Source organism: Telluria mixta (assembly GCF_029223865.1).
Lineage (GTDB): Bacteria > Pseudomonadota > Gammaproteobacteria > Burkholderiales > Burkholderiaceae_D > Telluria > Telluria mixta.
Genome location: NZ_CP119520.1, coordinates 5372114 through 5394424, shown reverse-complemented (window position 1 = coordinate 5394424; position 22311 = coordinate 5372114). Strand labels below are relative to the sequence as shown.

General features: G+C 69.6%; 15 protein-coding genes and 1 pseudogene. 6 read left to right on the top strand and 10 right to left on the bottom strand.

Going from position 1 to position 22311, the window contains the following annotated elements:
- Window positions 1-5: 5 nt before the first annotated feature.
- From P0M04_RS23860 to P0M04_RS23825, 8 genes are all read right to left on the bottom strand, one after another.
- On the bottom strand, window positions 6-1247 hold the full coding sequence (locus P0M04_RS23860; protein WP_259449299.1) for an amidohydrolase family protein: 1242 nt from the start codon (window positions 1245-1247) through the stop codon (window positions 6-8).
- Between the two features lie 95 nt (window positions 1248-1342).
- Window positions 1343-2680, bottom strand: coding sequence for a glycoside hydrolase family 1 protein (locus P0M04_RS23855; RefSeq protein WP_259449300.1), 1338 nt, complete (start codon window positions 2678-2680; stop codon window positions 1343-1345).
- Window positions 2681-2700: 20 nt separating this feature from the next.
- Window positions 2701-4251, bottom strand: coding sequence for a bifunctional 3-(3-hydroxy-phenyl)propionate/3-hydroxycinnamic acid hydroxylase MhpA (gene mhpA / locus P0M04_RS23850; RefSeq protein WP_259449301.1), 1551 nt, complete (start codon window positions 4249-4251; stop codon window positions 2701-2703).
- The gene (locus P0M04_RS23845) at window positions 4248-5111 is read right to left on the bottom strand and encodes a fumarylacetoacetate hydrolase family protein (protein WP_259449302.1); all 864 of its coding nucleotides are present in this window, start codon (window positions 5109-5111) and stop codon (window positions 4248-4250) included. Before P0M04_RS23845 ends, mhpA begins: the two co-directional genes overlap by 4 nt.
- A gap of 9 nt (window positions 5112-5120) precedes the next feature.
- Window positions 5121-6014 carry a VOC family protein gene (locus tag P0M04_RS23840; RefSeq protein WP_259449303.1) on the bottom strand — a complete coding sequence of 298 codons (894 nt, stop codon included), beginning with the start codon at window positions 6012-6014 and terminating at the stop codon, window positions 5121-5123.
- 12 nt (window positions 6015-6026) lie between these two features.
- Window positions 6027-7046 (bottom strand): amidohydrolase family protein, encoded by a 1020-nt coding sequence (locus P0M04_RS23835; protein WP_259449304.1) that lies wholly within the window; start codon window positions 7044-7046, stop codon window positions 6027-6029.
- Complete coding sequence (locus P0M04_RS23830) at window positions 7043-7477, bottom strand: GlcG/HbpS family heme-binding protein (RefSeq protein WP_259449305.1); 435 nt, start codon at window positions 7475-7477, stop codon at window positions 7043-7045. Before P0M04_RS23830 ends, P0M04_RS23835 begins: the two co-directional genes overlap by 4 nt.
- Window positions 7474-8619, bottom strand: coding sequence for an MFS transporter (locus P0M04_RS23825; RefSeq protein ID WP_259449306.1), 1146 nt, complete (start codon window positions 8617-8619; stop codon window positions 7474-7476). Before P0M04_RS23825 ends, P0M04_RS23830 begins: the two co-directional genes overlap by 4 nt.
- Window positions 8620-8859: 240 nt before the next feature.
- Here P0M04_RS23825 and P0M04_RS23820 point away from each other — a divergent pair, with 240 nt between their 5' ends.
- The 5 genes from P0M04_RS23820 to P0M04_RS23800 are packed head-to-tail and all read left to right on the top strand — an operon-like array spanning window position 8860 to window position 19081.
- Window positions 8860-11169 carry a TonB-dependent receptor gene (locus P0M04_RS23820; protein ID WP_259449307.1) on the top strand — a complete coding sequence of 770 codons (2310 nt, stop codon included), beginning with the start codon at window positions 8860-8862 and terminating at the stop codon, window positions 11167-11169.
- Between the two features lie 2 nt (window positions 11170-11171).
- On the top strand, window positions 11172-14501 hold the full coding sequence (locus P0M04_RS23815) for a glycosyl hydrolase (protein ID WP_259449308.1): 3330 nt from the start codon (window positions 11172-11174) through the stop codon (window positions 14499-14501).
- On the top strand, window positions 14498-15394 hold the full coding sequence (locus tag P0M04_RS23810; RefSeq protein WP_259449309.1) for a nucleoside hydrolase: 897 nt from the start codon (window positions 14498-14500) through the stop codon (window positions 15392-15394). The genes P0M04_RS23815 and P0M04_RS23810 overlap by 4 nt, the downstream gene beginning before the upstream one ends.
- A 19-nt stretch (window positions 15395-15413) precedes the next feature.
- Window positions 15414-16376, top strand: coding sequence for an alpha/beta hydrolase (locus P0M04_RS23805; protein WP_259449310.1), 963 nt, complete (start codon window positions 15414-15416; stop codon window positions 16374-16376).
- Window positions 16373-19081: a glycoside hydrolase family 2 TIM barrel-domain containing protein gene (locus P0M04_RS23800; RefSeq protein ID WP_259449311.1), complete on the top strand. Its 2709-nt coding sequence runs from the start codon at window positions 16373-16375 to the stop codon at window positions 19079-19081. Before P0M04_RS23805 ends, P0M04_RS23800 begins: the two co-directional genes overlap by 4 nt.
- 7 nt (window positions 19082-19088) lie before the next feature.
- Here P0M04_RS23800 and P0M04_RS23795 read toward each other — a convergent pair whose 3' ends face one another.
- A complete protein-coding gene (locus P0M04_RS23795; protein WP_259449312.1) occupies window positions 19089-20255 on the bottom strand; it encodes a 4-hydroxybenzoate 3-monooxygenase in 1167 nt (388 codons plus the stop codon).
- Window positions 20256-20355: 100 nt separating this feature from the next.
- On the opposite strand from P0M04_RS23795, the gene P0M04_RS23790 reads away from it, so the two are divergent.
- Window positions 20356-21216: a helix-turn-helix domain-containing protein gene (locus P0M04_RS23790; RefSeq protein ID WP_259449313.1), complete on the top strand. Its 861-nt coding sequence runs from the start codon at window positions 20356-20358 to the stop codon at window positions 21214-21216.
- Here the strand turns inward: P0M04_RS23790 and P0M04_RS23785 are convergent.
- Window positions 21207-22288: pseudogene (locus P0M04_RS23785) on the bottom strand (porin). The gene P0M04_RS23790 and the pseudogene P0M04_RS23785 sit on opposite strands and share 10 nt — an antisense overlap.
- Between the last annotated feature and the right edge of the window lie 23 nt (window positions 22289-22311).

Sequence of the window (22311 nt, the reverse complement as noted above, 5' to 3'; positions counted from 1 at the left end):
ACTCCTTACAGCGCGGCCAGCGCCGGATCCTTGTGGAAGCGCCCATCCTTCATGATGGCGCGCAGGCGCTTGCGGTCCTGCAGGATCGTCACATCCTGCGTCGGATCGCCGTCGACGAGCAGCAGGTCGGCGAGGAAGCCCTGCTTCACCTGCCCCAGCTCGTCGCCCATACCCATCAGCTCACCGCCCAGCAGGGTGGCGGCGGACAGCGCTTCTTCCGGCGTATAGCCCAGCAGGTTCACGAACAGTTCCAGGTCGCGCGCGTTGCGGCCGTTCGGGTTGAACGGGAAGCCGTAGTCGCCGCCCGGCAGCACGCGCAGGCCGCGCCGGCGCAGTTCCGGCACCAGCTTCCTCTGCAGGTCCAGCACTTCCGCCGCGCTCTTCTTCATGTGGCTCATGTCGAAGTGCGGGGGCGGGGCCGCGTCCAGCGTGGCCTGGATGATGCCGATGGCGGGCGCGATGAACACGTCGTCGCGGCGCGCTTCCAGCATGTCCAGCGCTTCCTCGTCCGCGTACGTGCAGTGGTACAGCACGCGGAAGCCCGCGCGCAGCCCCATCTTGACGGCGTCGGACGCCTGCGCATGGCACGCGAGCCACACGCCGGATTCGCGCGCCTGCTCGCCGGCCGCATCGGCCTCTTCCTGCGTGTACATCAGCTGCTGCGACGCGCCCGGCTTCAGCGCGTCCTCGCCGGACAGCAGGAATTTCACCGACTTGGCGCCAATCGCCGCGCAATCCTTCACGAAGGCGCGCACGGCATCCGGGCCGCGGCCATGCTCGGCCACCTTGCCCGGATCGAGTTCCTCGATGGTCGGCGGTTCGCGCTCGATCGACGACGCGACGAGGCGCGGCCCCGGCATGCCGCCGCTCGTGATGAAGGTGTTCAGCACCGTCTCGACGGACTTGGACAGCGCGCCGGCCGAATAGGCGCTCGTGAAGCCGTGGTCGAGCAGGATGCGCGCGTTGCGGGCCGTCGTCAGCACGAGGTCTTCCGGCGGCAGCGCCATGCCGGGCACGAAGCGCTCGACGGAGCTGGGCCACGACAGATGCGCATGCGCTTCGACGAGGCCCGGCATCAAGGTGCCGTTCCTGCCGTCGATGACGCGGTCGCCGGCCAGCGCCGTGATACCGCGCGTGCCGTCCGCCACCTCGGCGATGCGGTTGCCTTCCACGCGCACCGCGCCGATCCCCGGGCGCATCTGGCTGCCGTCGAAGATCCTTACGTTTTCAAAAATGATACCGCCCACGTTGTGTCTCCCTGTTGTTCACATCAGATAGGCTCAGCTTATCGGCTGAAGTGGTCCGACCAAAGCCTATTTTGGCGATACCTGCTATCGCCGGTTCAAGCGGTAATGCCGTTCGCCTGCGCGATCTTTCCGAGCACGCGCGCGCTCGGTTTCACCGTGCGCTTCATCGTCGTACGGTCGACGCCGATCAGCCCATAGTGCGGGCCGTAGCCGAAGATCCACTCGAAGTTGTCGAGCAGAGACCAGTGGATGTAGCTCTTCACTGGGATACCGTCCTTGAGGCAGTTCGCGACGCCGGCCACTGCGGTCCGGATGTAGGCGATGCGTTGCGTGTCGTCGTCCGTCGACATGCCGTTTTCCGTCACGTAGATCGGCACTTTCACATGTTGCGCCGTGTAGCGGATCGTCGCCTCCAGCGCCTGCGGGTAGTACTCCATGTGCGCCGACGTGAACGTCGCATCCTTGGGCGGCGGCCGCACGCCGTCGGGCCCGATCAATTCGCGCGTATAGGTCTGCACGCCGATGAAGTCTCCGTGTTCGGCGATCGCGCGGAACCACGGCTCGTACGCGATCGCGCGCTTGCGGTCGCGCATTGCCTCGCCGCCGTCGACGGCCTGGTCGTCCGCGATGGCGATCGAAAAGCCGACCGGCAATGCGGGGCGCACGGCCTTGATGGCCTGGTAGCCCGCGGCATGCGCGCGCAGCAAACCCGCCTCGATCTTCGCGAAGTCGCCGAAGATCCACGATGACCACTTGCCCGTGCCCGCCAGCTGCCCCGCCTTCGCCAGCATCTCCTTCATGCGCGGGTTGTCGGCCATGCCGGACAGCGGGCCGGGAATGCCGAACAACAGGCGCGGCAGGTTCGGTTCGTTGAACGTCGTCGCAACATCGATCAGGTCGCCCAGGTGGCGCGCGACCTTGTCGCAATAGCGGGCGTACAGCTGCGCCGAACCGTCCGCTTCCCAGCCGCCGCGCGCCGCGAACCATGCGGGCGTGACGAAGTGGTTGAAGCTCACCATCGCCTTCACGCGATGCTTGCGGCAGGACAGCAGCACGTCGCGGTAATGCTCCAGCGCCGCCACCGAGAACATGCCTTCGACGGGTTCCACGCGCGCCCACTCGATCGAAAAGCGGAACGTGTTCAGGCCCAGCGACGCCAGCGTCCCGATATCCTGGTCGTACAGCCGGTAATGGTCGACGCCGGCGCCCGACGGTTCCTTGAATTCCGTCGGCTGGATGTTTTCCAGCAGCCACGCGTCGCTCGCGACGTTGTCGCCTTCGGCCTGGTGGCCCGCGATGGCGGCGCCCCACAGGAAGCCTTTGGGGAACGTTCCCCGCGAGGCTGCGGCATGCGCGGCGGCCGGCAGCAGCGCGGCGCCGGCGAGTGCCGTGCCCAGTCCCAGCAAGGTACGGCGGCGTGCATCGTGATTCATGTTGTCTCCTTTGTTATGTGTTAATGCAGTGTGTTCGCCAGGCCGGCCACGAGGTCGTACAGTGCAGGCCCGCTGTCGGCCACGCCATAGACGTAGTGATCGGGCCTGACGATGGCCGCATGGCAGCCGTGGCGCGTGAACCAGCTGGCCAGCACGCCGTCCAGTTCATCCGCCTGCATGCGGTGTGGCCCGCTCGAGAACCCGGCGGCATCGGACGGGATGCTGATCAACATCCCCAGGCGCTCCGCCAGAACCAGAAGGCCAGGCGGCAGCTGCGCCGTGCGCAAGTCCGTCACGATGCGCCAGCCGGTACCGGCCAGCTCGTCCAGCAGCGCCGCGCCGGCGGGTCCGTTCACGCGCGGCTGCGGGAACAGCGTGCCGGTGCCGGCGCGCCCGCCGGACGCCAGCAGCCCTTCCATCAGCGGCGGGATGATGTCCTGGCGCGGCACGGTGCGAATGGTGCCGCCCGCCGCGTCGATCAGGGCGGCGTCGCGGGCCTGCGCGCGGGCGGGATCGCGCTCGCAGATGACGGCGCCGATTTCCTTGATGCGCGTGGTGAGCCGGCGCACGTGCTCGCGCCGCTCCGCCGTGTAGGTGTCGAGCAGGCTGTCCGGCGCTTCACCGCCGAGCACCGCGCGCAGCTTCCACGTGAGGTTGACGACGTCGCGCACGCCCTGGCACATGCCCTGCCCCAGGAACGGCGGCTGCTGGTGCGCGGCGTCGCCCGCGATGAACACGCGGCCCACGCGCCATTCACGTGCGACGAGCGCGTGGAAGCGGTAGCTGGCCTGGCGCCACAGGGTCGCGTCCTCGGGGCCGATCCACCGCTGCAGCACGCTCCACGCGCCCTCTTCCGTCGCCATGTAAGCGGGATCCTCGCCCGGCAGCAGCGAGATCTCCCAGCGCCGGTGGTTGCCCGGACCGATCACGTACGTGCACGGACGCCGGGGTTCGCAATATTGAACGCTGGTTGCCGGCAGCTTGGCCAGGCCCTTCTCGTTGACCTGCACGTCCACGACGAGCCACGGCTCGTCGAATTCCAGGTCTTCCAGGGTGATGCCGACGGCGTCGCGCACGGCGCTCGATGCGCCGTCGCAGCCGATCACGTAGCGGGCGCGCACCGAACCCTCGTCGAAGTGGACGGTGGCCCCGTCCGCATCCTGCTCGACGCCGGTGAAACGCCGGCCCAGGACGACGTCGACGGCCGGCAGCCCCTGCACGTGGCGCCGCAGTGCCGCTTCCACGGGCGGCTGCGTGAAGACCATCGACGGCGTATGGCCCAGCGGGTAAGGCGGTTCGACGGTGGCGAGACGCTTGATCAGGCGCCCGTCGGCGCCGTAGTACTCGGACGGCGTGAACGGTTCGCAGTGCGGCGACACTGCATCCGCGAGGCCCAGGTTCTGGAACACGCGCATGATCTCGTGGTCGAGGGCGATGGCGCGCGGCTTCGGGTAGACCTCGTGGGTGCGGTCGACGACGAGCGTGCGCACGCCGGCCTGCCCCAGCAACGCGGCCGCGACGGCGCCGGACGGGCCGAAACCGACGACGACGACGTCATAGTCGCCGTTCATGGCTGCTCGTCCTCGATCGTGTTGACGAGCAGGCCGACGCCTTCGATCTCGACCTCGATCGTGTCCCCGGCCTTCATCCACACCGGCGGCGTGCGCGACTGGCCGACACCGGCCGGGGTGCCCATCGCGATCACATCGCCCGGCTCCAGCGTCAGGCATTCGGTCAGCAGCGCGATGGTCTCGGCCACGTCCCAGATCATGTCCTTCGTGTTCGCATCCTGCATGACCCGGCCGTTCAGGCGCGACCGGATAGCCAGGCCCGCGCCGCCGGCCGGCAGTTCGTCGGCGGACACCAGCACGGGGCCCAGCGCGCCCGTGCGGTCGAAGTTCTTCCCGATGGTCCACTGCGGCGTGCGTTTCTGGTAATCGCGCACGGAGATGTCGTTGAAGCACGCATAGCCGAACACGTAGTCCAGCGCATCCTCGCGCTTGACGTGGCGCGCGCGCTTGCCGATGACGACGGCGAGTTCGGCTTCGTAGTCGAATTTTTCCGACACGCGCGGGCGCGGCGACGCTTCGCCGTGCGCCAGCAACGACGTCGTCCCGCGCAGGAAGAACCACGGGTACACGGGCTTCTCGCGGCCGCTCTCGGCGGCGTGGTCGTAGTAGTTCAGGCCCAGGCACACGGTCTTGCCGGGTTCCGGCACGACGGGCGCCAGCGCGACGGCGGCGAGCAGCTGGCGTTCGGCATTGGCGTCGAGCGCGCGGCGGCCCGCCGCGACGAGGTCCACGCCGCCCGCCAGTGCGGCGCGCACGTCGGCCGGGACGTCCGGCACGGCACGGTTGATATCGACGATGTGGTCGCCGTCGACGACGGCCAGGCGGTTTTCTTTACCGTTGCGGTAGGTGACGAATTTCACTGCTGCTCCTTATTGTTCGATGAAACGGATGGTTTTCTGCGCCTGCTTGATGCGGTCCGACGGCGGCTGCGACACGCCCCACTGGTCGAAGCGGCCCGGCGGCCACTGCCAGTCGGACGGCCCGCCGACCTTGTACGTGTCGTCCACCTGCAGCACGTCGGCCGTGTATTCGATGACGAAATCGTCCGGTCCCACGAAGTAGGCAAAGACGTTGTTGCCGGGGCCGTGGCGGCCGACGCCCCATTCGATGGGCCAGCCGGCGTCGCGCATGCGGCCGGCACCGCGCATCACGGCGTCCAGGTCCGGCATGACGAAGGCGATGTGGTTCAGCGTGTCCGCATTGCTGTCCGCGAGCGCGATGCTGTGGTGGTCGCTGTTGCAGCGCATGAAGGCCATGATCTTCGTGCGGTCCGACAGGCGGAACCCGAGCGCCTCCTCGAAGAAGCGCTGCGCGACCGCCACGTCGGCGCTGTTGAACACGACGTGCGTAATGCGGCTCGGCGCGTCCACGTGCGCGCTTTCCGCGTGGCGTACGTCGCCGTGCACGAAGCGAAGGACACGTCCTTGCGGGTCGGCGATCGTGACGGCCGTGCCGCCGCCCGGCTCGTCGACGTCGAATGGACCGGCCAGCACGCGGCCGCCGGCACCCGGCGTGCGCGCCGCGATGGCATCGAGATCGGCACGCTCCGCCACGCTGAACGTGACGTTGCGGACATCGGGCCTGGCACTGCGGTGCAGCGCGAGAATATGGTGAAACTGGCCGGCGCCGCGCAGGTAGACGGCATCCTGCGTCTTCGCGACGGTCTGCAAATGCCAGGTATCGTTGTAGAAGCGCTCGGCGGCGTCGAGGTCGGTGACGCCGATGGCGATGCTGCGCAGCTGGCCGGCGGGGGATGCGGGCATGTTGACTCCTTGTTAAAGCCCGAGGAAACGGGCCGCGTTATGGGTGACGAGTTGCGCGCGTACGTCCGCATCGGCGACGGCCGCGGCGATGCTGTCGACGGGGCGCGCGTCGTGGAAGGCGAACGGGTAATCCGTGCCGATCATCAGTTGCGACGCGCCGAAGCGGTCGATCAGGTGCCGCAACGTCGGCGCGTCGAACACGAGCGTGTCGTAGAACAGCTTGCGCGCCTGCGCCGACGGGCTCTCCGGCATCGCGTCGCGCAGCGCCGGGAACACCTGGCGCGCCTGTTCCAGGCGCGGCAGCAGCGCCGCGAGCGTGCCGCCGCCGTGGCTGAACGCCATTTTCAGATCCGGATGGCGGCCGATCAGGTTCGAGGTCAGCACGGAAGCGGCGGCCAGGCCCACGTCGGTCGGATATGCCAGCGCTGGCAGCAGCTTGTCCGGACCGACGAGACGGTCGGCGCCGGCCGGTTTCAGCGCATGCACGAACACGGCGACGCCCTTCCCGGCGCAGGCCGCGAAGAACGGCGCGAATTCCGGGCTGCCGATCGCCTTGCCGTTGATGTTGCTGCCCACTTCGATGGCCTTGAAGCCCAGCTTGTCCGCGACGTGGTCCAGTTCCGCCAGCGCGAGGTCCAGGTCCTGCAGCGGCACGGCGCCCATGCCGACGAGGCGTCCGCCGGACAGCGCGGCCATGTTCGCGATCTGCTCGTTCATGTAGCGCAGCAGCTGGGAGGCCGCCTGCGGCTCCATCCAGTACGACAGCAATTCCGGCATCGGCGAGATCGCCTGCACGGCCAGTCCCATCGGGTCCATGTCCTCGATGCGGCGGCTGGCGCTCCAGGCGCGCTCGGACACGGTGCGGTACACGCTGCCCTGGATGACGACGTGCCGGTGGCACGCGTGAGCGGGTGCCATGGCCGGCCAGTCAGGCGGCAGGCGGTTGCCGACGTAGCGCGGCAGGTCGTGCGGGATCACGTGGGCATGCACGTCGATCCCGCACGCGCAGCCGGGGGTGTGCGCGACGCTCATGCGGCCACCAGTCCCGCCGCGTTCACGCCCGCCGCGCAGATCGCCTCGTCCTGGGCACCCGTGCCGCCGCTGGCGCCGACGGCGCCCAGCAAGGTGCCATCCGCCGCGCGGATCGCAACCGCGCCGGCCTGCGGGATGAATTTTCCCTGGCTGGACGAGGCCAGCGCATTGAAGAACACGGGATTGTCCTGCGCGCGCTGGTGCAGCACGCGGCTGGCGACGCCCATGCCGGCGGCGGCATAAGCCTTGCCGATGGCGATGTCGACACGCAGCGGCGTGGCGCCGTCCTCGCGCTGCAGGGCGACCGTGTGGCCGGACGCGTCCAGCACGGCAACGGCCACGGGCGGCAAGCCGTCGGCGCGCGCGGCCGCGAGCGCCGCAGCGAGGATCGCGCTTGCCTGCGCCAGGGTGAGTGGATTGGATGGGTTCATGTTGCCTCCTTCAGGGATGGGTGGGCGCGGCGCGCCACGAGGGCGAAGCACAGCGTGGCGCCGAAGCCGACCAGCACGGCCAGCGCCGCCTGGCCGCCGAAGCCGGCCCGCATGGCGACGGCGCCGGCCAGTGCGGGACCGATCGCGGAACCGGTCATCATCATCGCGGGCGTCGAGGCCAGCGCGCGGCCGCTCGGGTCCAGCCGGGCGATCAGGCCGAATAAAAAGGTGTGGGTGAAGATCAGCACGGCCGGGTAGACGGCACCGGCCAGCGCATACGGCAGGAAGTCGCCGGACAGCGTGACCACCAGCGCCAGCGCGGCCTGCAGCGGCGCCGCGACGAGCGCCACCCGCAAGGGATTCAGGCGTTTCTGCAGCATGCCGGCGATGGCGGCCGGCAGCAGGTTGACGAGGCCGCATACGACGAGCAGGCCGTTCACCTTGTCCTGGCCGAAGCCGCGCAGCACGCCGATGCGGTCCAGCATGCTGAACGTGAGCGCCTGGTTCAGCGCCATGCACGCGACGCCGAGGATCGCGCACCAGGCGGCGCGCGGCAACGGCGCCGCCACCTGGGCGCGACCGCTTGTCACAACCTGTGGAAAACCGACAGCACACGCCAGCGCCGCCGCGCCCATCAGGCCCGCGAACACGAGGAACAGCGTCGGCCCGCCATGTGCCGCGACGGCCGGCGGCACGGCGCCATAGAAGATCACGGCGCCGATACCCAGCGCCGTCCCGGCCATGGCGAAGAGGCGGTGCGGATTGGCGCTGCGCCCGATGGTGCCGTGGGCGACCGACAGCGCGGTGCCCGTCGCGAGGCCCGCCACCACGTGCAGCGCGGCCAGCGCGCCGAAACCGGCGACGCGCGACGCGCCGAGGAACGCCAGCGCCGCCACGGCATAGCCGCCGAACGCGCAGGCCGCGCGAGGCAGCCTGTTATAGAGCGGCGCCGCCACGAGGCTCGCGCCGACGGCGCCCAGCAGGAATGCGGTGACGATCATGCCGGCGTGTTCCAGGTCGAAGCCGTAGTGCTGGGCGAGCGTGCCCACCCAGACGGGCAGCGCGACCAGGTCGACCATGCCGGCGAAATGGCAAAGCATGAGCGTGGCGCGGCCGCGGCCCGCCTCGGGGGTGATGTGCATGGGATGTCTCCTCGCGTTTTTTTGTGTGAAAACGATAGCAGCGCACCCCGCCAACCCGAAGGCCAGAGTTTCGATAGGACGTATCAGCGAATCCGATCGATCAGCCGCCTGATCATCACCCGCGAACGCAGATAGCAGGTATCACGGAATACGGCTTTGGGATGCCCGACGTGCGTCCCTATACTCGATTCGCCTGAACACAACAGGCCGGCAGGTGACCGGCCCACACTAGGAGACAATATGCACGCACCCCGCACCCCGTCGGCGATCGGTTCGCTCACGATCCTGTCCATGAGCCTCGCCGCGATCTGGAACCCGGCTTCCGCCCAAACCGGCGACAGCGGCGCCAGCCCTGAAGCAGCCGCCAGGATCGAGAAAGGCATCGAGACCGTCGTCGTCACCGCGCAAAAGCGCAGCCAGAGCATCAAGGAAGTCCCCGTCGCCATCACGGTCGTCAACGCCGCGCAGCTGGAGCGCGCCGGCGTCAAGGACATCGGCGACCTCGCCAGGACGGCGGCCTCGCTGGAATTCGGCGACCAGTCGGCCGGCGGCGCCGGCGGCAGCGCGTCGATCCGCGGCATCGGCACCGCCGTGTTCACCCTGTCGGCCGAGAGCTCGGTCGGTGTCGTCGTCGACGGCGTGCCGCTGGGCGCCACCGCGAGCGGCCTGATGCTGGACATGGCCCGCGTCGAAGTGCTGCGCGGACCGCAGGGCACCCTGTTCGGCAAGAACGCGTCCGCCGGTGTGCTGAACATGGCCACGCAGGCGCCGATCATCGGCGACCATGGCGGCAACGTGCAGGTGGAATTCAAGGGCGACCACGGCGCGGCCGTGCGCGCCACGGGCAACATCCCGCTGAACGACATCTCGGCGCTGCGCATCTCCGGCATCGCGGAGCGCAACAAGGGTGTCTACCACAACGTGCTGACCGACGAGGACAGCGTCACGGACAATGGCGGCGCGCGCATCCGCTACCTGCTCAAGCCGAACCGCGACGTGGCCGTCAACCTGATCGCGGACGCGTCCAACACGCGCAGCGAGAACGCCGTGTTCTTCGCGCCGTCCGTCGCCTACGCCACCAACACGGCGGGCAACCACCAGCCGGCGGCGGAATTCGCGTCCTGCGGCGTGACCGTCTCGAAGACGAACAACCAGGTCTGCTCGGACGGCGACGAACTCACGCGCGCGAAGGTGCGCGGCTTCTCCGGGCAGGTCGACTGGACGCTGGCCGGCGGGAATACCCTGACGTCGATTACGGCCTACCGCACGCGCAAGCAGGGCCCGGAGAGCGTCAACATCGGCATGTCGACGACGTACGACAAGGTCTCCAACCACGATCCGTACAAGAACGCGCGCCAGGTCTCGCAAGAGCTTCGTATCGCCTCGCCGGGCAAGCAGACGCTCGACTACGTGGCGGGCCTGTTCTATGCGGATTCGACCAACGACAAGAACGCCAACGTGCTGATCGAGCCGAATCCCGTGCTGCCCTCGCCGCCCGTGCCCCGCTCGATCGCCACCAACAACCTGCAGCATGCGAGCCTGACGACGAAGGCGCTGTTCGGCCAGGCCACGTACCGCCTCACCGATGCCACCAGCGCCATCGCCGGCCTGCGCTACACCCGCGACAGCGTGTCGTCCAGTTTCACGCAGAGCAGCGTCGTGAGCTTCGCCGGCTTCGCGCTCCCCGCCACCGTCAAGTCGGCCAGCGGCAGCGCGAGCGAGTCCAACGTATCCGGCAAGCTGGGGCTGCAGCACACGCTGTCGAAGGATGCGAACCTCTACGCCACCGTCAGCCGCGGCTACAAGGGGCCGCAGATCGACAACGACACGCCGGTCAACCAGGCCAGCGCCTCCGGCACCTTCGCCGGTTATATCGTCAAGCCGGAACTGCCGACGAGCGTGGAGATCGGCGCCAAGATGTCGTTCCTGAACCGTCGCCTGGACGTCGACGTGGCCGCGTTCCACACGAAGATCAAGGACTTCCAGGAGCAGAACTGCACCTTGACCGCCGTCGGCGCGCTGTCCTGCATCCCGCTGAACGTGCCGAACGTGACGAGCAAGGGCATCGAGGCCGACATCCGCGCGCGGCCGCTGCCGGAACTGCAGCTGGGCCTGTCCGTCGCGATGATCCTCGACACCGCGTACCCGGTCGGCTTCACCTTCGACAACGAGAACGTCGGCGGCCAGCGCCTCCTGTACTCGCCGCGCAACAAGGCGACCTTGAACGGCGACTACAGCTGGACGCTGCCGGGCGATTATGAACTCAAGCTGGGCGGCGACATCGTCTACAAGAGCCGCGTCCGTTACTGCAACTCGCTCGATCCGGAATGCAGCTTCGGCGGCCACACGGTCGGCTCGCTGCGACTCGCGCTGCGTTCGCCGGACGACCGCTGGGGCGTCGAACTGTACGACCGCAACCTGGGCGACAAGCGCGTGCCGAACGCCATCATCTACCCGCTGCCCGGCAAGGGCGCCGGTTCCGGCTTCGCCTACAGCCTCGGCGAGAACTCGTTCCGCCGCATCGGCGTGACCCTGGACTACCGGTTCTGAGCATGGCGGCACACATCCACACCGTGCGCCGCGTCGCCCTGGCCGCTGCCCTCGCCTGCCTGTCCGTCCCGGCCTGGGCGGCCGACCCGGTCGCCGCGGGGTTCGACAGCCCGCCGAACAGCGCCCGCCCCCGCGTCTGGTGGCACTGGCTGAACGGGAACATCACGAAGGACGGTATCGAGAAGGACATTGCCTGGATGGCGCGGTCGGGCCTCGGCGGCTTGCAGAACTTCGACGCCGAGATGATGACGCCGCAACTGGTGCCCAAGCGGCTGCCCTACATGAGCGCCGACTGGGCTGACGCGTTCCGCCACGCCGCGCGGCTGGCGGAACGGCATGGGCTGGAATTCGGCATCGCGGCCTCGCCCGGCTGGAGCGAGACGGGCGGGCCGTGGGTGCCGCCGGAAGACGGCATGAAGAAGCTCGTGTGGAGCGAAACGACCGTCGCGGGCGGCCAGCCGGTCGCGTTGCCCGCCGCGCCGCGCACGACGGGACCGTTCCAGGACCTGTTCGTCCAGCCGGACATCATGGGCCAGCGCCCCGCCCCGGACAAGCTCGCGCGCGCCGGCGGCGACATCGCCGTCTTCGCCTATCCCATGAAGGCGGCCGCGCTGCCGCTGCCTGCGGTCCGCGCCGGCGGAATGGCCATCGAGGCGCACAAGCTGGCAAAGGCGGGCGAGGACACCGTCGACCTGCCCGCACCGACGGCCGACCATCCGGTCGTCATCACGCTGGATTATCCGGCCCCGCAGACCATCCGCGCCGCGACGATCTTCGCGCCGGGCGCCGCTTCCATGTTCGACGGCGCCGCGTACCAGTCCGTGCTCGAAGCGAGCGACGACGGCGCGGCGTGGCGCAAGGTGGCGGACCTGCCGCTGGCGCTGGTGCCGGCCAGCGCCGGCTTCGCGCCGGTGACCGCGGCGCACTTCCGCGTCGTCGTCAGCGCGAAGCCGGCCACGCCGAATCCCCAGTTCATGCCCGTGCCGGGCGCGGACACGGGGCCGTTCGGGTCCATCGGCCAGGCCAAGGGTCTGAAACTCGCGCACCTTGTCCTGTCGGCCGAACCCAGGGTCAACCAGTTCGAAACGAAGGCCGGCTTCGCGACGGCCGACGATTACTATGCGCTCGACGCCGGCACCGATCCGGGCGAATCCGGTGTCGATCCGGCCGCCATCGTCGACCTGACCGACAAGCTGCGCCCCGACGGCACGCTCGCCTGGACGCCCCCGGCCGGCACGTGGAAGCTCGTACGTCTCGGCTGGTCGTTGACGGGCACGGAAAACCATCCGGCCACGCCGGAAGCGACCGGCCTGGAAGTCGACAAGTACGACGGTGCCGCGGTGCGCCGCTACCTGCAAACGTATCTGTCGAAGTACGAACGGGCGGCCAGCAAGGACCTCGTGGGCGCGCATGGCGTGCGCGCGCTCGTCACGGACAGCATCGAAGTGGGCTCGTCGAACTGGACCCCGCGCCTGCTCGAGCAGTTCCGGCGCCTGCGCGGCTATGACGCCCGGCCGTGGCTGCCCGCGCTGACCGGCGTCGTGATCGGCAACCGCGCCCGCACGGACGCCTTTCTTTACGACTGGCGCCGCACGCTCGCCGACCTGCTGGCCGGCGAACACTATGGCACCGTGGCGGCGGTGGCGCGCGAACACGGCCTGAAGGTGTACGGGGAAGCGCTGGAGAGTTCCAGGGTGACGCTCGGCGACGACATGGCGATGCGCAGCCACGCGACCGTGCCGATGGCGGCGATGTGGACGTACCGCCCGGAATTCGGCCCCAACCCGACCGCCATCGCGGACATGCGCGGGGCGGCGTCCGTCGCGCACGCCTACGGACAGAACCTCGTCGCGGCGGAATCCATGACGAGCGCGATGGCCCCGTGGGCGTTCGCGCCATCCGATCTGCGCCCGATGATCGACACGGAATTCGCCAGCGGCATCAACCTGCCGGTGATTCACACGTCGGTCCACCAGCCGCTGGACGACGACAGGAAACCCGGGCTGTCGCTGGCGATCTTCGGCCAGTACTTCAACCGCAACGAGACGTGGGCCGGCATGGCGCGGCCGTGGGTCGACTACATGGCACGCAGCAGCTGGATGCTGCAGCAGGGCCGCTTCTACGCCGACGTCGCCTATTTCTATGGCGAGGAAGCGCCGCTCGTCGCGCTTTACAAACGCGGCCAGCCGGCGGATGCGCCGCGCCGCCATGCCTACGACTTCGTCAACGCGGACGCCCTGCAGCAGATGCTGTCCGTCAAGGACGGGGACCTCGTCGCGGCCAGCGGCGCGCGCTACAGGGTGCTGTATCTGGGCGGGTCGAGCGTGCGCATGACCCTGGCGACCTTGCGCCGACTGCATGCGCTGGCCGCGCAGGGCGCGACCATCGTCGGGCCGGCGCCCGTCGCCACGCCCGCCCTGGCCGACGATCCGGCCGCATTCGCGGCACTCGTCAGGACGATGTGGAGCGGCGCGGCCGTCACGAAGGTCGGCAAGGGGCGCGTCATCGCGGGCCGCGACGTGGAGGCCGCGCTCGCGCAGGTGGGCCAGGCGCCGGACGTCGCCTACGACGGCGCCGCACTGCCGTTCGTGCACCGGCGCCTGGCGGATGGCGATGTCTATTTCATCGCCAACCATACCGGCAAGGCGGTCCGCACCGACGCGCGCTTCAACGTGCGCGGCAAGACGGCCGAGTTCTGGCATGCGGACACCGGCCGCGCCGGGCCGGCAACCTACCGCACGGACAAATCCGGCACGGTCGTCCCGCTGGCACTGGACGCGAACGAGTCCGTGTTCGTCGTGTTCCGCCGCCCGGCCACGGCGAAAGCGGTCACGGTGCCCACGCCGGCGTGGTCGCCGGTCGCCACGCTCGACGGCGCCTGGACGATCCGCTTCGACGGCCTCGCGGCACCGGCCGCCATCGAGAACGGACGTCCGGGCTCGCTCGCGGACAGCACGGACCCGCGCATCAAGTACTTCTCCGGCGCGAGTCTCTATCGCACGACGTTCGCGCTGCCTGGCGGCGTGAAGCCGGGCGCCGCGCTGAAGCTGGATCTCGGCCGGGTGGGCGACGTGGCCGAAGTCCTCGTCAACGGCAAGCCGGCCGGCGTCGCGTGGAAGCCGCCCTACGAAGTCGACATCGGCAAGCTCGTATCCGCCGGCGCGAACACTGTCGAGGTACGGGTCGCGAACCTGTGGGTGAACCGGCTGATCGGCGACGCGCAGCCGGGTGCCACGAAGGTCACGTTCACCGCCGCGCCCACGTACAAGGCGGATGCGCCGCTGCGGCCGTCCGGCCTGATCGGTCCCGTCACGCTGAAGGTGCGCCAGTGAGGCGGCGGCATCTGCTGGGCTGTCTCGCCGCGCTGCCCGTCGCCCATGCGCTGGGCCGCCCGCCGGACGGCATCGTCCAGCGCCCGCTGTCGCGCGTGATCGTCGACAACGACTTCGCCGGCGATCCGGATGGACTCGTCGCGCTGGCGCACCAGCTGCTGGCGCCCGCGACGCGCACGGTGCTCGTCACGACCTCCCCGCTCGATGCGAAGCTGGCGGCGCTGGCAGGACTCGATCCCGGCCGGTCGGCGGCAACCGGCGCGCGCCTGGCCGGCGACCTGCTGCGCCATTGGCCGGCCGGCGCCAGGCCGCCCATCGTCGCGGGCGCTGGCGACGCCGCGGCGGGTGCGATCGTCGCCGAAGCGCTGCGCGACGATCCCCTGCCCCTCGTGCTCACCTGCGGCGGGCCGCTGACGAACGTCGCCGCCGCGCTGCGCCTGCGTCCGGACATCGCCAGGCGCATGCGGCTCGTGTGGATCGGTGGTTCGACCGGCGGCGGCGCCGAGTACAACCTGGACACCGATTCCGCCGCGGCCCGCTTCGTCTTCGAGGACACGCAGATCCCCATCCTGCAGATCCCGCAGGAAGAATACCGGCGCTTCCAGGTCTCGGTCGCGGAACTGGACACCGGTTTTCGTTCCATCTCGCCGCTGTCCGGCTGGCTGGTCGACCAGTACCGCCACCTGCCGCCATTCGTGCAGCCGGGCGGCACGCTGACGTTCGGCGACAGCCCGCTCGTCACCGCGACCGCCTTCGACCCGGCGGCGACGCCGTTCACGGTGCGCGAGGTCAACCGACGCGAGGTCCGCATGGCGCACTCGCTCGATCCGCGCCTGAACTACGCCGACTTCATGGCGCTGCTGCGCATCCACGCGCGGCACCGCGCCCGATAACCTGCAACGAGGAGACGACATGCATTTTCCCCCACTGCTGCGGTCCGCCTGGGCGGCGGCCATCCTGCTGTCCGGCCCCGGCGCGCACGCCGATGACGCGGCCCGCAAGTCCGGATTCGAGGAGTTTGCCCGCCTGGCGCAGGCCAATCCACCGCGCCCCGCGGCGGCGCCGGCGATCAAGCCGATCCCGTTGTCGGCCGAAGGCACCCGTGCGACCGACACCTGGGAGACCATGTTCGGCCAGACGACCCTGCGCAACGTGACGCAGCCGGCGCTGTATCCGGTCCTGCCGGCAGCCGGGAAGGCCAACGGCACGGCGGTCGTCATCGCTCCCGGTGGCGCGTTCCTCAGCCTGTCGTTCGACAGCGAGGGCCTGCTGGTCGCGCGCTACCTGGCCGAACGGGGCATCACGTGCTTCGTGCTCGCGTACCGGCTCGAACCGACGCCCGCCGATCCCCACGCCTTCCTGCAGAAGGTCGGCGCGCGCTTCGGCGGCGCGGCGGCGCGCCCGCGCACGCGCACGGACCTGAACGAAAGCCCGGCCGTGCTGCAGGCGCAGGAAGACGGGCTGGCGGCGATGCGCTACGTGCGCGCCCATGCCGCCGGCCTGCGCATCGATCCGCGCCGCATCGGCTTCATCGGCTTTTCGGCCGGCGGCATCACGGCGATGAACGTGGCCACCGCGTACGATCCGGCAAGCCGCCCGGACTTCATCGGCGTGATCTACGGCGCCGCACCGGAGCGCCCGGTCCCGCGGGACGCGCCGCCGGCTTTCGTCGCGCTGGCGGCCGACGACGCGCTGATGGGACGCGCCGGCGTGCCGATCTTCGAAGACTGGCGCGCGGCCGGGAAGCCGGTCGAGCTGCACGTGTACGCGGCCGGCGACCACGGTTTCGGCATGCGCAAGACGGGAACCAGCGCCGACAACTGGATCGGGCATTTCGTCCAGTGGATGCGCGCGTCGGAACTGGTACCGCAGTGACGGCCGCCCCACCCCGGCTGCGCGCCGTCGTGCTGGCGGCCCTGCTTGCCTGCACCGTACTGCCCAGCGCGGGCCGCGCGGCGGCGGCCGGCGCGGTGCGCCGCACGACGCCCCTGCTCGCCGACTGGCGCTTCGTGCAGGACGACGCGCTGGCCGACGACGCCGCGCTCGCCGCGTCCGGCACGGACTGGCAACCCGTGGCCCTGCCGCATACATGGAACGCCCGCGACGCCGCGAGCACGGCGCAGACCGGGCCGGACAGCACACCGTACAAGCGCGGACGCGGCTGGTACCGGCTCGAGTTCGACCATGCCGGTGTGCCCGCGAACGCGTGGCTGCAATTCGACGGCGCCGCCATCGTGGCCGACGCCTGGCTGAACGGCCGCTACCTGGGCCGCCACCGCGGCGCGTTCACGGCGTTCCGCTTCGACGTCACCGGCAAGCTCGCCGCCGGCAGGAACGTCCTGCTCGTCAAGGTCGACAACAGCGCGCCCGTGCACGGCGACGATCCGACCGCGGTGGCGCCGCTGGGCGGCGACTTCAACATCTCGGGCGGCCTGTATCGTGGCGTCGCGCTGATCGAGACGCCGGCGCGCACCCACCTGGCGCTCGGCGACCACGGCGCGAGCGGCGTGGTCGCCGAGACGGTCGCGCTGCGCCCCGGCCGGGCCACGCTGCGGGTCCGGGCCACTGTCGAAAACGTGTCGGACGCCGGCACGGTGCGCGCGGCGCTGATCGACGCGGCCGGCCGCACCGTCGCGTCGGGCCGCCGTCCCGTGCGCGTGTCCGGCGCGGGCGCGGCGCGCGCGCAACTGGCGCTCGACGTCGCTCGCCCGCGCCCCTGGCAAGGCACGGACGATCCCTACCTGTACCGCCTCCGCGTGGACCTGCTCGACCGCAACGGGCGCGTGATCGACCGGGTCGAACAGCCGTTCGGGATCCGCACATTCCGCTTCGACGCACGGGCCGGCCTGTTCCTGAACGGCCGTCACCTGCGGCTCCACGGCGTCAACCTGCACCAGGACTGGCAGGACAAGGCATGGGCCATCGGGCCGCGCGAGATCGACGCGTCGCTGGCCATCGCGCGCGAGATGGGCGCCAACGCCGTGCGCCTCGCGCACTATCCGCACGCCGCCCATGCCTATGACGAGGCGGACCGGCTGGGCCTCGTCGTCTGGTCGGAACTGCCGTTCGTCGAACGCAGCCTCACGCCGGCCGATTGCAAGGCCGGTGCCGCGATCCCGCCGGCCTTCCTCGACAACCTCGACGACCAGCTGCGCGAGATGATCCGCCAGCAGGTCAACCATCCGGGCATCGCCATGTGGTCGATCGCCAACGAGGTGGCGATGGGCGGGACGTGCCGCGGTACCGACACCGTGACGCCGGTTTTGCACCGACTGCATGCGCTCGCGAAGCGGGAAGACCCCGGCCGGCCGACGACGCTCGCCGATTTCAACGAGGATTATCCGGTCGTCGGACCGATGTTTCCGGTGCTCCCGACGGGCGGCATCACGGACATCTGGGCCGTGAACCGCTACCACCTGTGGTATTACCCCGGCGGCGGCGACGCGTTCGGCGCGGCACTCGACCGCTTCCACGCCAAATATCCCGCGCAACCGCTCGGCGTGTCCGAATACGGCGCCGGCGCCGCCCTGACCCAGCAGACCGATAACCCGCTCGGCGGCCTCGTGGGCAGCATGGACATGCACGGCCGCGCACGCACCGTCCACCAGCCCGAGGGGTACGCGAATCACGTGCACGAACAGGTCTACGCGGCGCTCGCGCAGCGCGACTACCTGTGGGGCACGTTCGTCTGGTCCATGTTCGATTTCGGCTCCGGCACGCGCCACGAGGGCGACATCGGCGGGACGAACACCAAGGGCCTCGTCACATTCGACCGTGCGACCCGCAAGGATCCGTTCTACTTCTACAAGGCCAACTGGAGCGACGCTCCCGTCACGTACATTACCGGACGGCGCTACACGGCGCGGGCATATCGCGTCACGGACGTGCGTGTGTACTCGAACGCGGATACGGTGCGCCTGACGTTGAACGGCCGCGACATCGGCGTGCGCAGCGCCGCGGCATGTCCACTGCGCACCTGCGTATTCCCGGGGGTCGTGCTCGCCGAGGGCGCGAACCGCATCGAGGCGCGCGGCACGCACGGGACGCACACCGTGACGGATACCGTCGCCTGGACGCTCGCGCCGGACAACGCGCGCAACGTCTACCTGGCCGCCGGACAGGTCGCCACCGGCCTGGTGTCGAAGGATGGCCACCGTTATGGTTCGGACAATTACTTCGTCGGCGGCCAGGGTACGCCGCTGGAGCTGGACTCGCCGTACGGCACGCGCTTCGGGGTCCGTGTCGCCAACGTGACCGATCCGGCCGACGCGGCACTGTGGGCGGCCGTACGGCACGGCACGTTCGGCTACCGCATCCCGCTCGACGACGGCCGCTACCGGGTGACGCTGGGCTTCCTCGACCCGGACCGGAATGCGCAGCCGGGTACGCGCCGCTTCCGTGTCGACGCGAACGGCGTGACGCGCATCGACGACCTGGACATCGTGGCGGCGGCCGGCGCACCCGCCACCGCGCTCGTGCGCAGCTTCGAGGTCGACGTCGCGGACGGCAGCCTGCGCCTGGATTTCGTACCCCAGGCCGGCGAAGCCGTCCTGTCGAACCTCGTCGTCGAGCGGCTGTGAAAGCGGCTCAGAAGGCGCCGACGTAGTTTTCCGCCAGCGCCGTCGACAGCGCGCGCGAGTTGACGACGTTCTCGAGCTCCGCGCGCTGCACTTCGCGCTGGAACGGCGACGCGTCCGCGAACGTGTGCAGCATGCTCGTCATCCACCACGAGAAGTACTCGGCGCGCCAGATGCGTTTCAGCGCGTCGTCCGTGTAGCGGTCCAGCAGCTCGCTGCTGCCGCGGCGGTAGAAAGCGTCCAGGCCCGCGGCCAGCAGGCGCACGTCGGACACGGCGAGATTCATGCCCTTGGCGCCGGTCGGCGGCACGATGTGGGCGGCGTCGCCGGCCAGGAACAGGCGGCCAGACTGCATCGGCGTCGACACGAAGCTGCGCATCGCCACGATGTTCTTCTGGAAGATCTTCCCTTCCGTGACCTGCCAGCCGTCGCGGTTTTCCAGGCGCGCATGCAGCTCGGCCCAGATGCGGTCGTCCGACCAGTTGTCGACATTGTCCTTCGGATCGCACTGGAAGTACATGCGCTGGACGGTCGGCGAGCGCGTGCTGACGAGGGCGAAGCCCCGTTCGTGGCGCGCATAGATCAGTTCCGGCGCGGACGGCGGCGCCTCGACGAGGATGCCGAACCAGCCGAACGGGTACACGCGCTGGTAATCCTTGCGGCCCTCCTGCGGCAGCGACGGACGCGTCACGCCGTGGAAGCCGTCGCAGCCGGCGATGAAGTCGGCGTCGATGCGCAGTGCGTCGCCGTCGCGCGTGAACGTGACGTACGGGTGCTCCGTGTCGACGCCGTGCAGCGCCACGTCGCGCACGCCGAACAGCATCTGCGCGCCGGCCTCCGTGCGGGCCGCGACGAGGTCCTTGATGACTTCGTGCTGGGCGTAGACGGTGATCGCCTTGCCCGTCAGTTCCGTGAGGTCGATGCGGTGGCGGCGGCCGTCGAACGCGAGCTCGAAGCCGTGGTGCAGCGCGCCCTCGGCGCGCATGCGGGCGCCGACGCCCGTCTCGTTGAGGATGTCCATCGTGCCCTGCTCCAGCACGCCGGCGCGGATCGTCGATTCGATCTCGTCGCGGGTGCGGGTTTCGAGCACGACCGATTCGATGCCCTGCAGGTGCAGCAGGTGGGAAAGCAACAGTCCGGCCGGGCCGGCGCCGATGATGGCGACCTGGGTGCGCATATTCGTCTCCTTGTAAAAAAATTCTTGTCGACGTCCATGCTAGTGGCGTGCGGCCGGGTTTAGAATGGATGAAGTTATCGATTCCTTGTACTTTTTTGACATGGACACTTTCCCTCGCTTCGCCCTGTACGGCGAGCAGACGCCGGCGGAAGCCGTGCACGTCGAGCTGATCGAGACACGCAGCCGCCTGCACGACTGGCATATCGAACGCCACACGCACCCGGGCCTGTTCCAGGTACTTTTTCTACTGAAGGGCAGCGTGCGCGCCGTCATCGAGGAAACCGTGTGGGAACGTAAAGGCCCGGTCGCCATCACCGTGCACCCGTCCGTCGTGCACGGGTTCGACTTCGCGGAAGGCGCGCAAGGGTATGTGCTGACAGTGGACCAGAACGTGCTGTTCGCCACGCCCGACCACCATGGCGAGCTGTTCGCGCCGCTGTTCGTCGAACCGCTGGCGCTCGCGCTGGCGCGCCAGCCGCGCGCGCGCATCGAGTCGCTGCTGCGCAACATGGTCGAGGAAGCGGCCTGGCCCCAGCAGGGCAATGCGCTGATGCTGGAATGGCTGGCCCGCAGCGTGCTGTTGCTGCTGGCGCGCACGCATGCGGAACAGAGCGCCGCGAGCGCATCGGGCCACGGCGAGTTCCGCCTGTTCGCGGCGTTCCGCGCAGCCGTCGAACAGCATTACAAGGATGGCGCGCCGGTCGCGCACTACGCCGGCCTGCTGCGCGTGACACCCGTGCGGCTGAACCGCCTGTGCCTGAAGCTGGCCGGCAAGTCGGCATTCGATATCGTGCAGGACCGGCTGATGCTGGAAGCGTGCCGCAAGCTGACGTACGCCCCGTCGAGCGTGGCCAGCATCGCGTACGAACTGGGCTTCCAGGACCCCGCGTACTTCAGCCGCGCGTTCAAGCGGCACGCGGGGGTCACGCCGAAGGAATATCGCGAGCGCCGTCAGAAGTGATGGCGCAGGCCGGCCATGAAGCCGTTCTGGGTCTTGCCGGCACCCACGCTGCCGCCGGCGTCGAGCGGCACGGCGGCCGTGCCGTCGTTCGCCATGCGGCCAACGCCCGTGTACACGTAGGTCCGCTTGGACAGCGCATACGTCAGCCTGGCCGCGAGCATCGTCACGTCCGCATCCGCGTGCTTCGTGACGCGCTTCGCCCACTGGCCGTCCACGGTGAACGCGCCGAACGGGTAGCTGGCACCAAGGTAGTACAGGTCCGATTCCGTCCTGCCCGTGGCGGCCTTCGTGTCGCGGTCGATGACGCCGGCGCCTACCTTGACTGCGCCCAGCATCGCGTAGCCGTTCAGGGTCGTGCGCGTGTCCGTGTTCGCGCTGCTCGTCAGGCCCCCGCCGCGCCCGTGTTGCCGTGCATGCGGTCGTACGACGTGGTCACGCCCCACGCCTTCGTCTCGTAGCCGATCAGGCCCGTGTACTGGCGGCACGCCTGCGCATTGCCCGCGACCTCGCCCGCGCAATTCGTGGCCGCCGGCCCGCCCGCGCTGGAGGCGTCGCGTCCGAGGCTGTACGTGGCGCCGACGACGACGGGACCGAACTGGCCCATGTAGCCGATGGCATTGTCGCTGCGCGCGTTGGGCAGGTACGGGTCGATGCTGCCGAGGGCGAACAGGCTGGGGCCCAGCACGTCCGCCTTCTGCGGCGCGATGTACGTCATGTTCAGCTGGCGCCCCAGGGTCAGCGTGCCCCACGCGCCCTTGAGACCGACCTGGGCCTGGCGGCCGAACAGGCGGTTGCCCTGCCCCGTCATGCCCGTGTCGAGCGACAGGCCGTTTTCCAGCACGAAGAAGGCTTGCAAGCCGTTGCCGAGGTCCTCGGTGCCGCGAAAGCCGATGCGCGACGGCAATTCGCCCGTCAGGGAATTCATCTTCGTCGCCGAGTGGCCGGCGGCGTCGACGTTCGTCAGGTACGACAGGCTTGTGTCGACGACGCCATAGATCTGCACGGTCGTCTGGCAGAAGGCGGCCGGCGCGGCGAATGCGCAGGCCACGGCGGCGATGGGAAGGTATTTCATGTTGTCTCCTCGTTGGGGTTATC

What these genes read in the sequence shown, in the direction of transcription:
- P0M04_RS23855 (WP_259449300.1), bottom strand. Translation starts at nt 2,680, where the DNA reads ATGAATCACGATGCACGCCGCCGTACCTTGCTGGGACTGGGCACGGCA.
- mhpA (WP_259449301.1), bottom strand. Translation starts at nt 4,251, where the DNA reads ATGAACGGCGACTATGACGTCGTCGTCGTCGGTTTCGGCCCGTCCGGC.
- P0M04_RS23840 (WP_259449303.1), bottom strand. Translation starts at nt 6,014, where the DNA reads ATGCCCGCATCCCCCGCCGGCCAGCTGCGCAGCATCGCCATCGGCGTC.
- P0M04_RS23835 (WP_259449304.1), bottom strand. Translation starts at nt 7,046, where the DNA reads ATGAGCGTCGCGCACACCCCCGGCTGCGCGTGCGGGATCGACGTGCAT.
- P0M04_RS23830 (WP_259449305.1), bottom strand. Translation starts at nt 7,477, where the DNA reads ATGAACCCATCCAATCCACTCACCCTGGCGCAGGCAAGCGCGATCCTC.
- P0M04_RS23825 (WP_259449306.1), bottom strand. Translation starts at nt 8,619, where the DNA reads ATGCACATCACCCCCGAGGCGGGCCGCGGCCGCGCCACGCTCATGCTT.
- P0M04_RS23820 (WP_259449307.1), top strand. Translation starts at nt 8,860, where the DNA reads ATGCACGCACCCCGCACCCCGTCGGCGATCGGTTCGCTCACGATCCTG.
- P0M04_RS23815 (WP_259449308.1), top strand. Translation starts at nt 11,172, where the DNA reads ATGGCGGCACACATCCACACCGTGCGCCGCGTCGCCCTGGCCGCTGCC.
- P0M04_RS23805 (WP_259449310.1), top strand. Translation starts at nt 15,414, where the DNA reads ATGCATTTTCCCCCACTGCTGCGGTCCGCCTGGGCGGCGGCCATCCTG.
- P0M04_RS23795 (WP_259449312.1), bottom strand. Translation starts at nt 20,255, where the DNA reads ATGCGCACCCAGGTCGCCATCATCGGCGCCGGCCCGGCCGGACTGTTG.
- P0M04_RS23790 (WP_259449313.1), top strand. Translation starts at nt 20,356, where the DNA reads ATGGACACTTTCCCTCGCTTCGCCCTGTACGGCGAGCAGACGCCGGCG.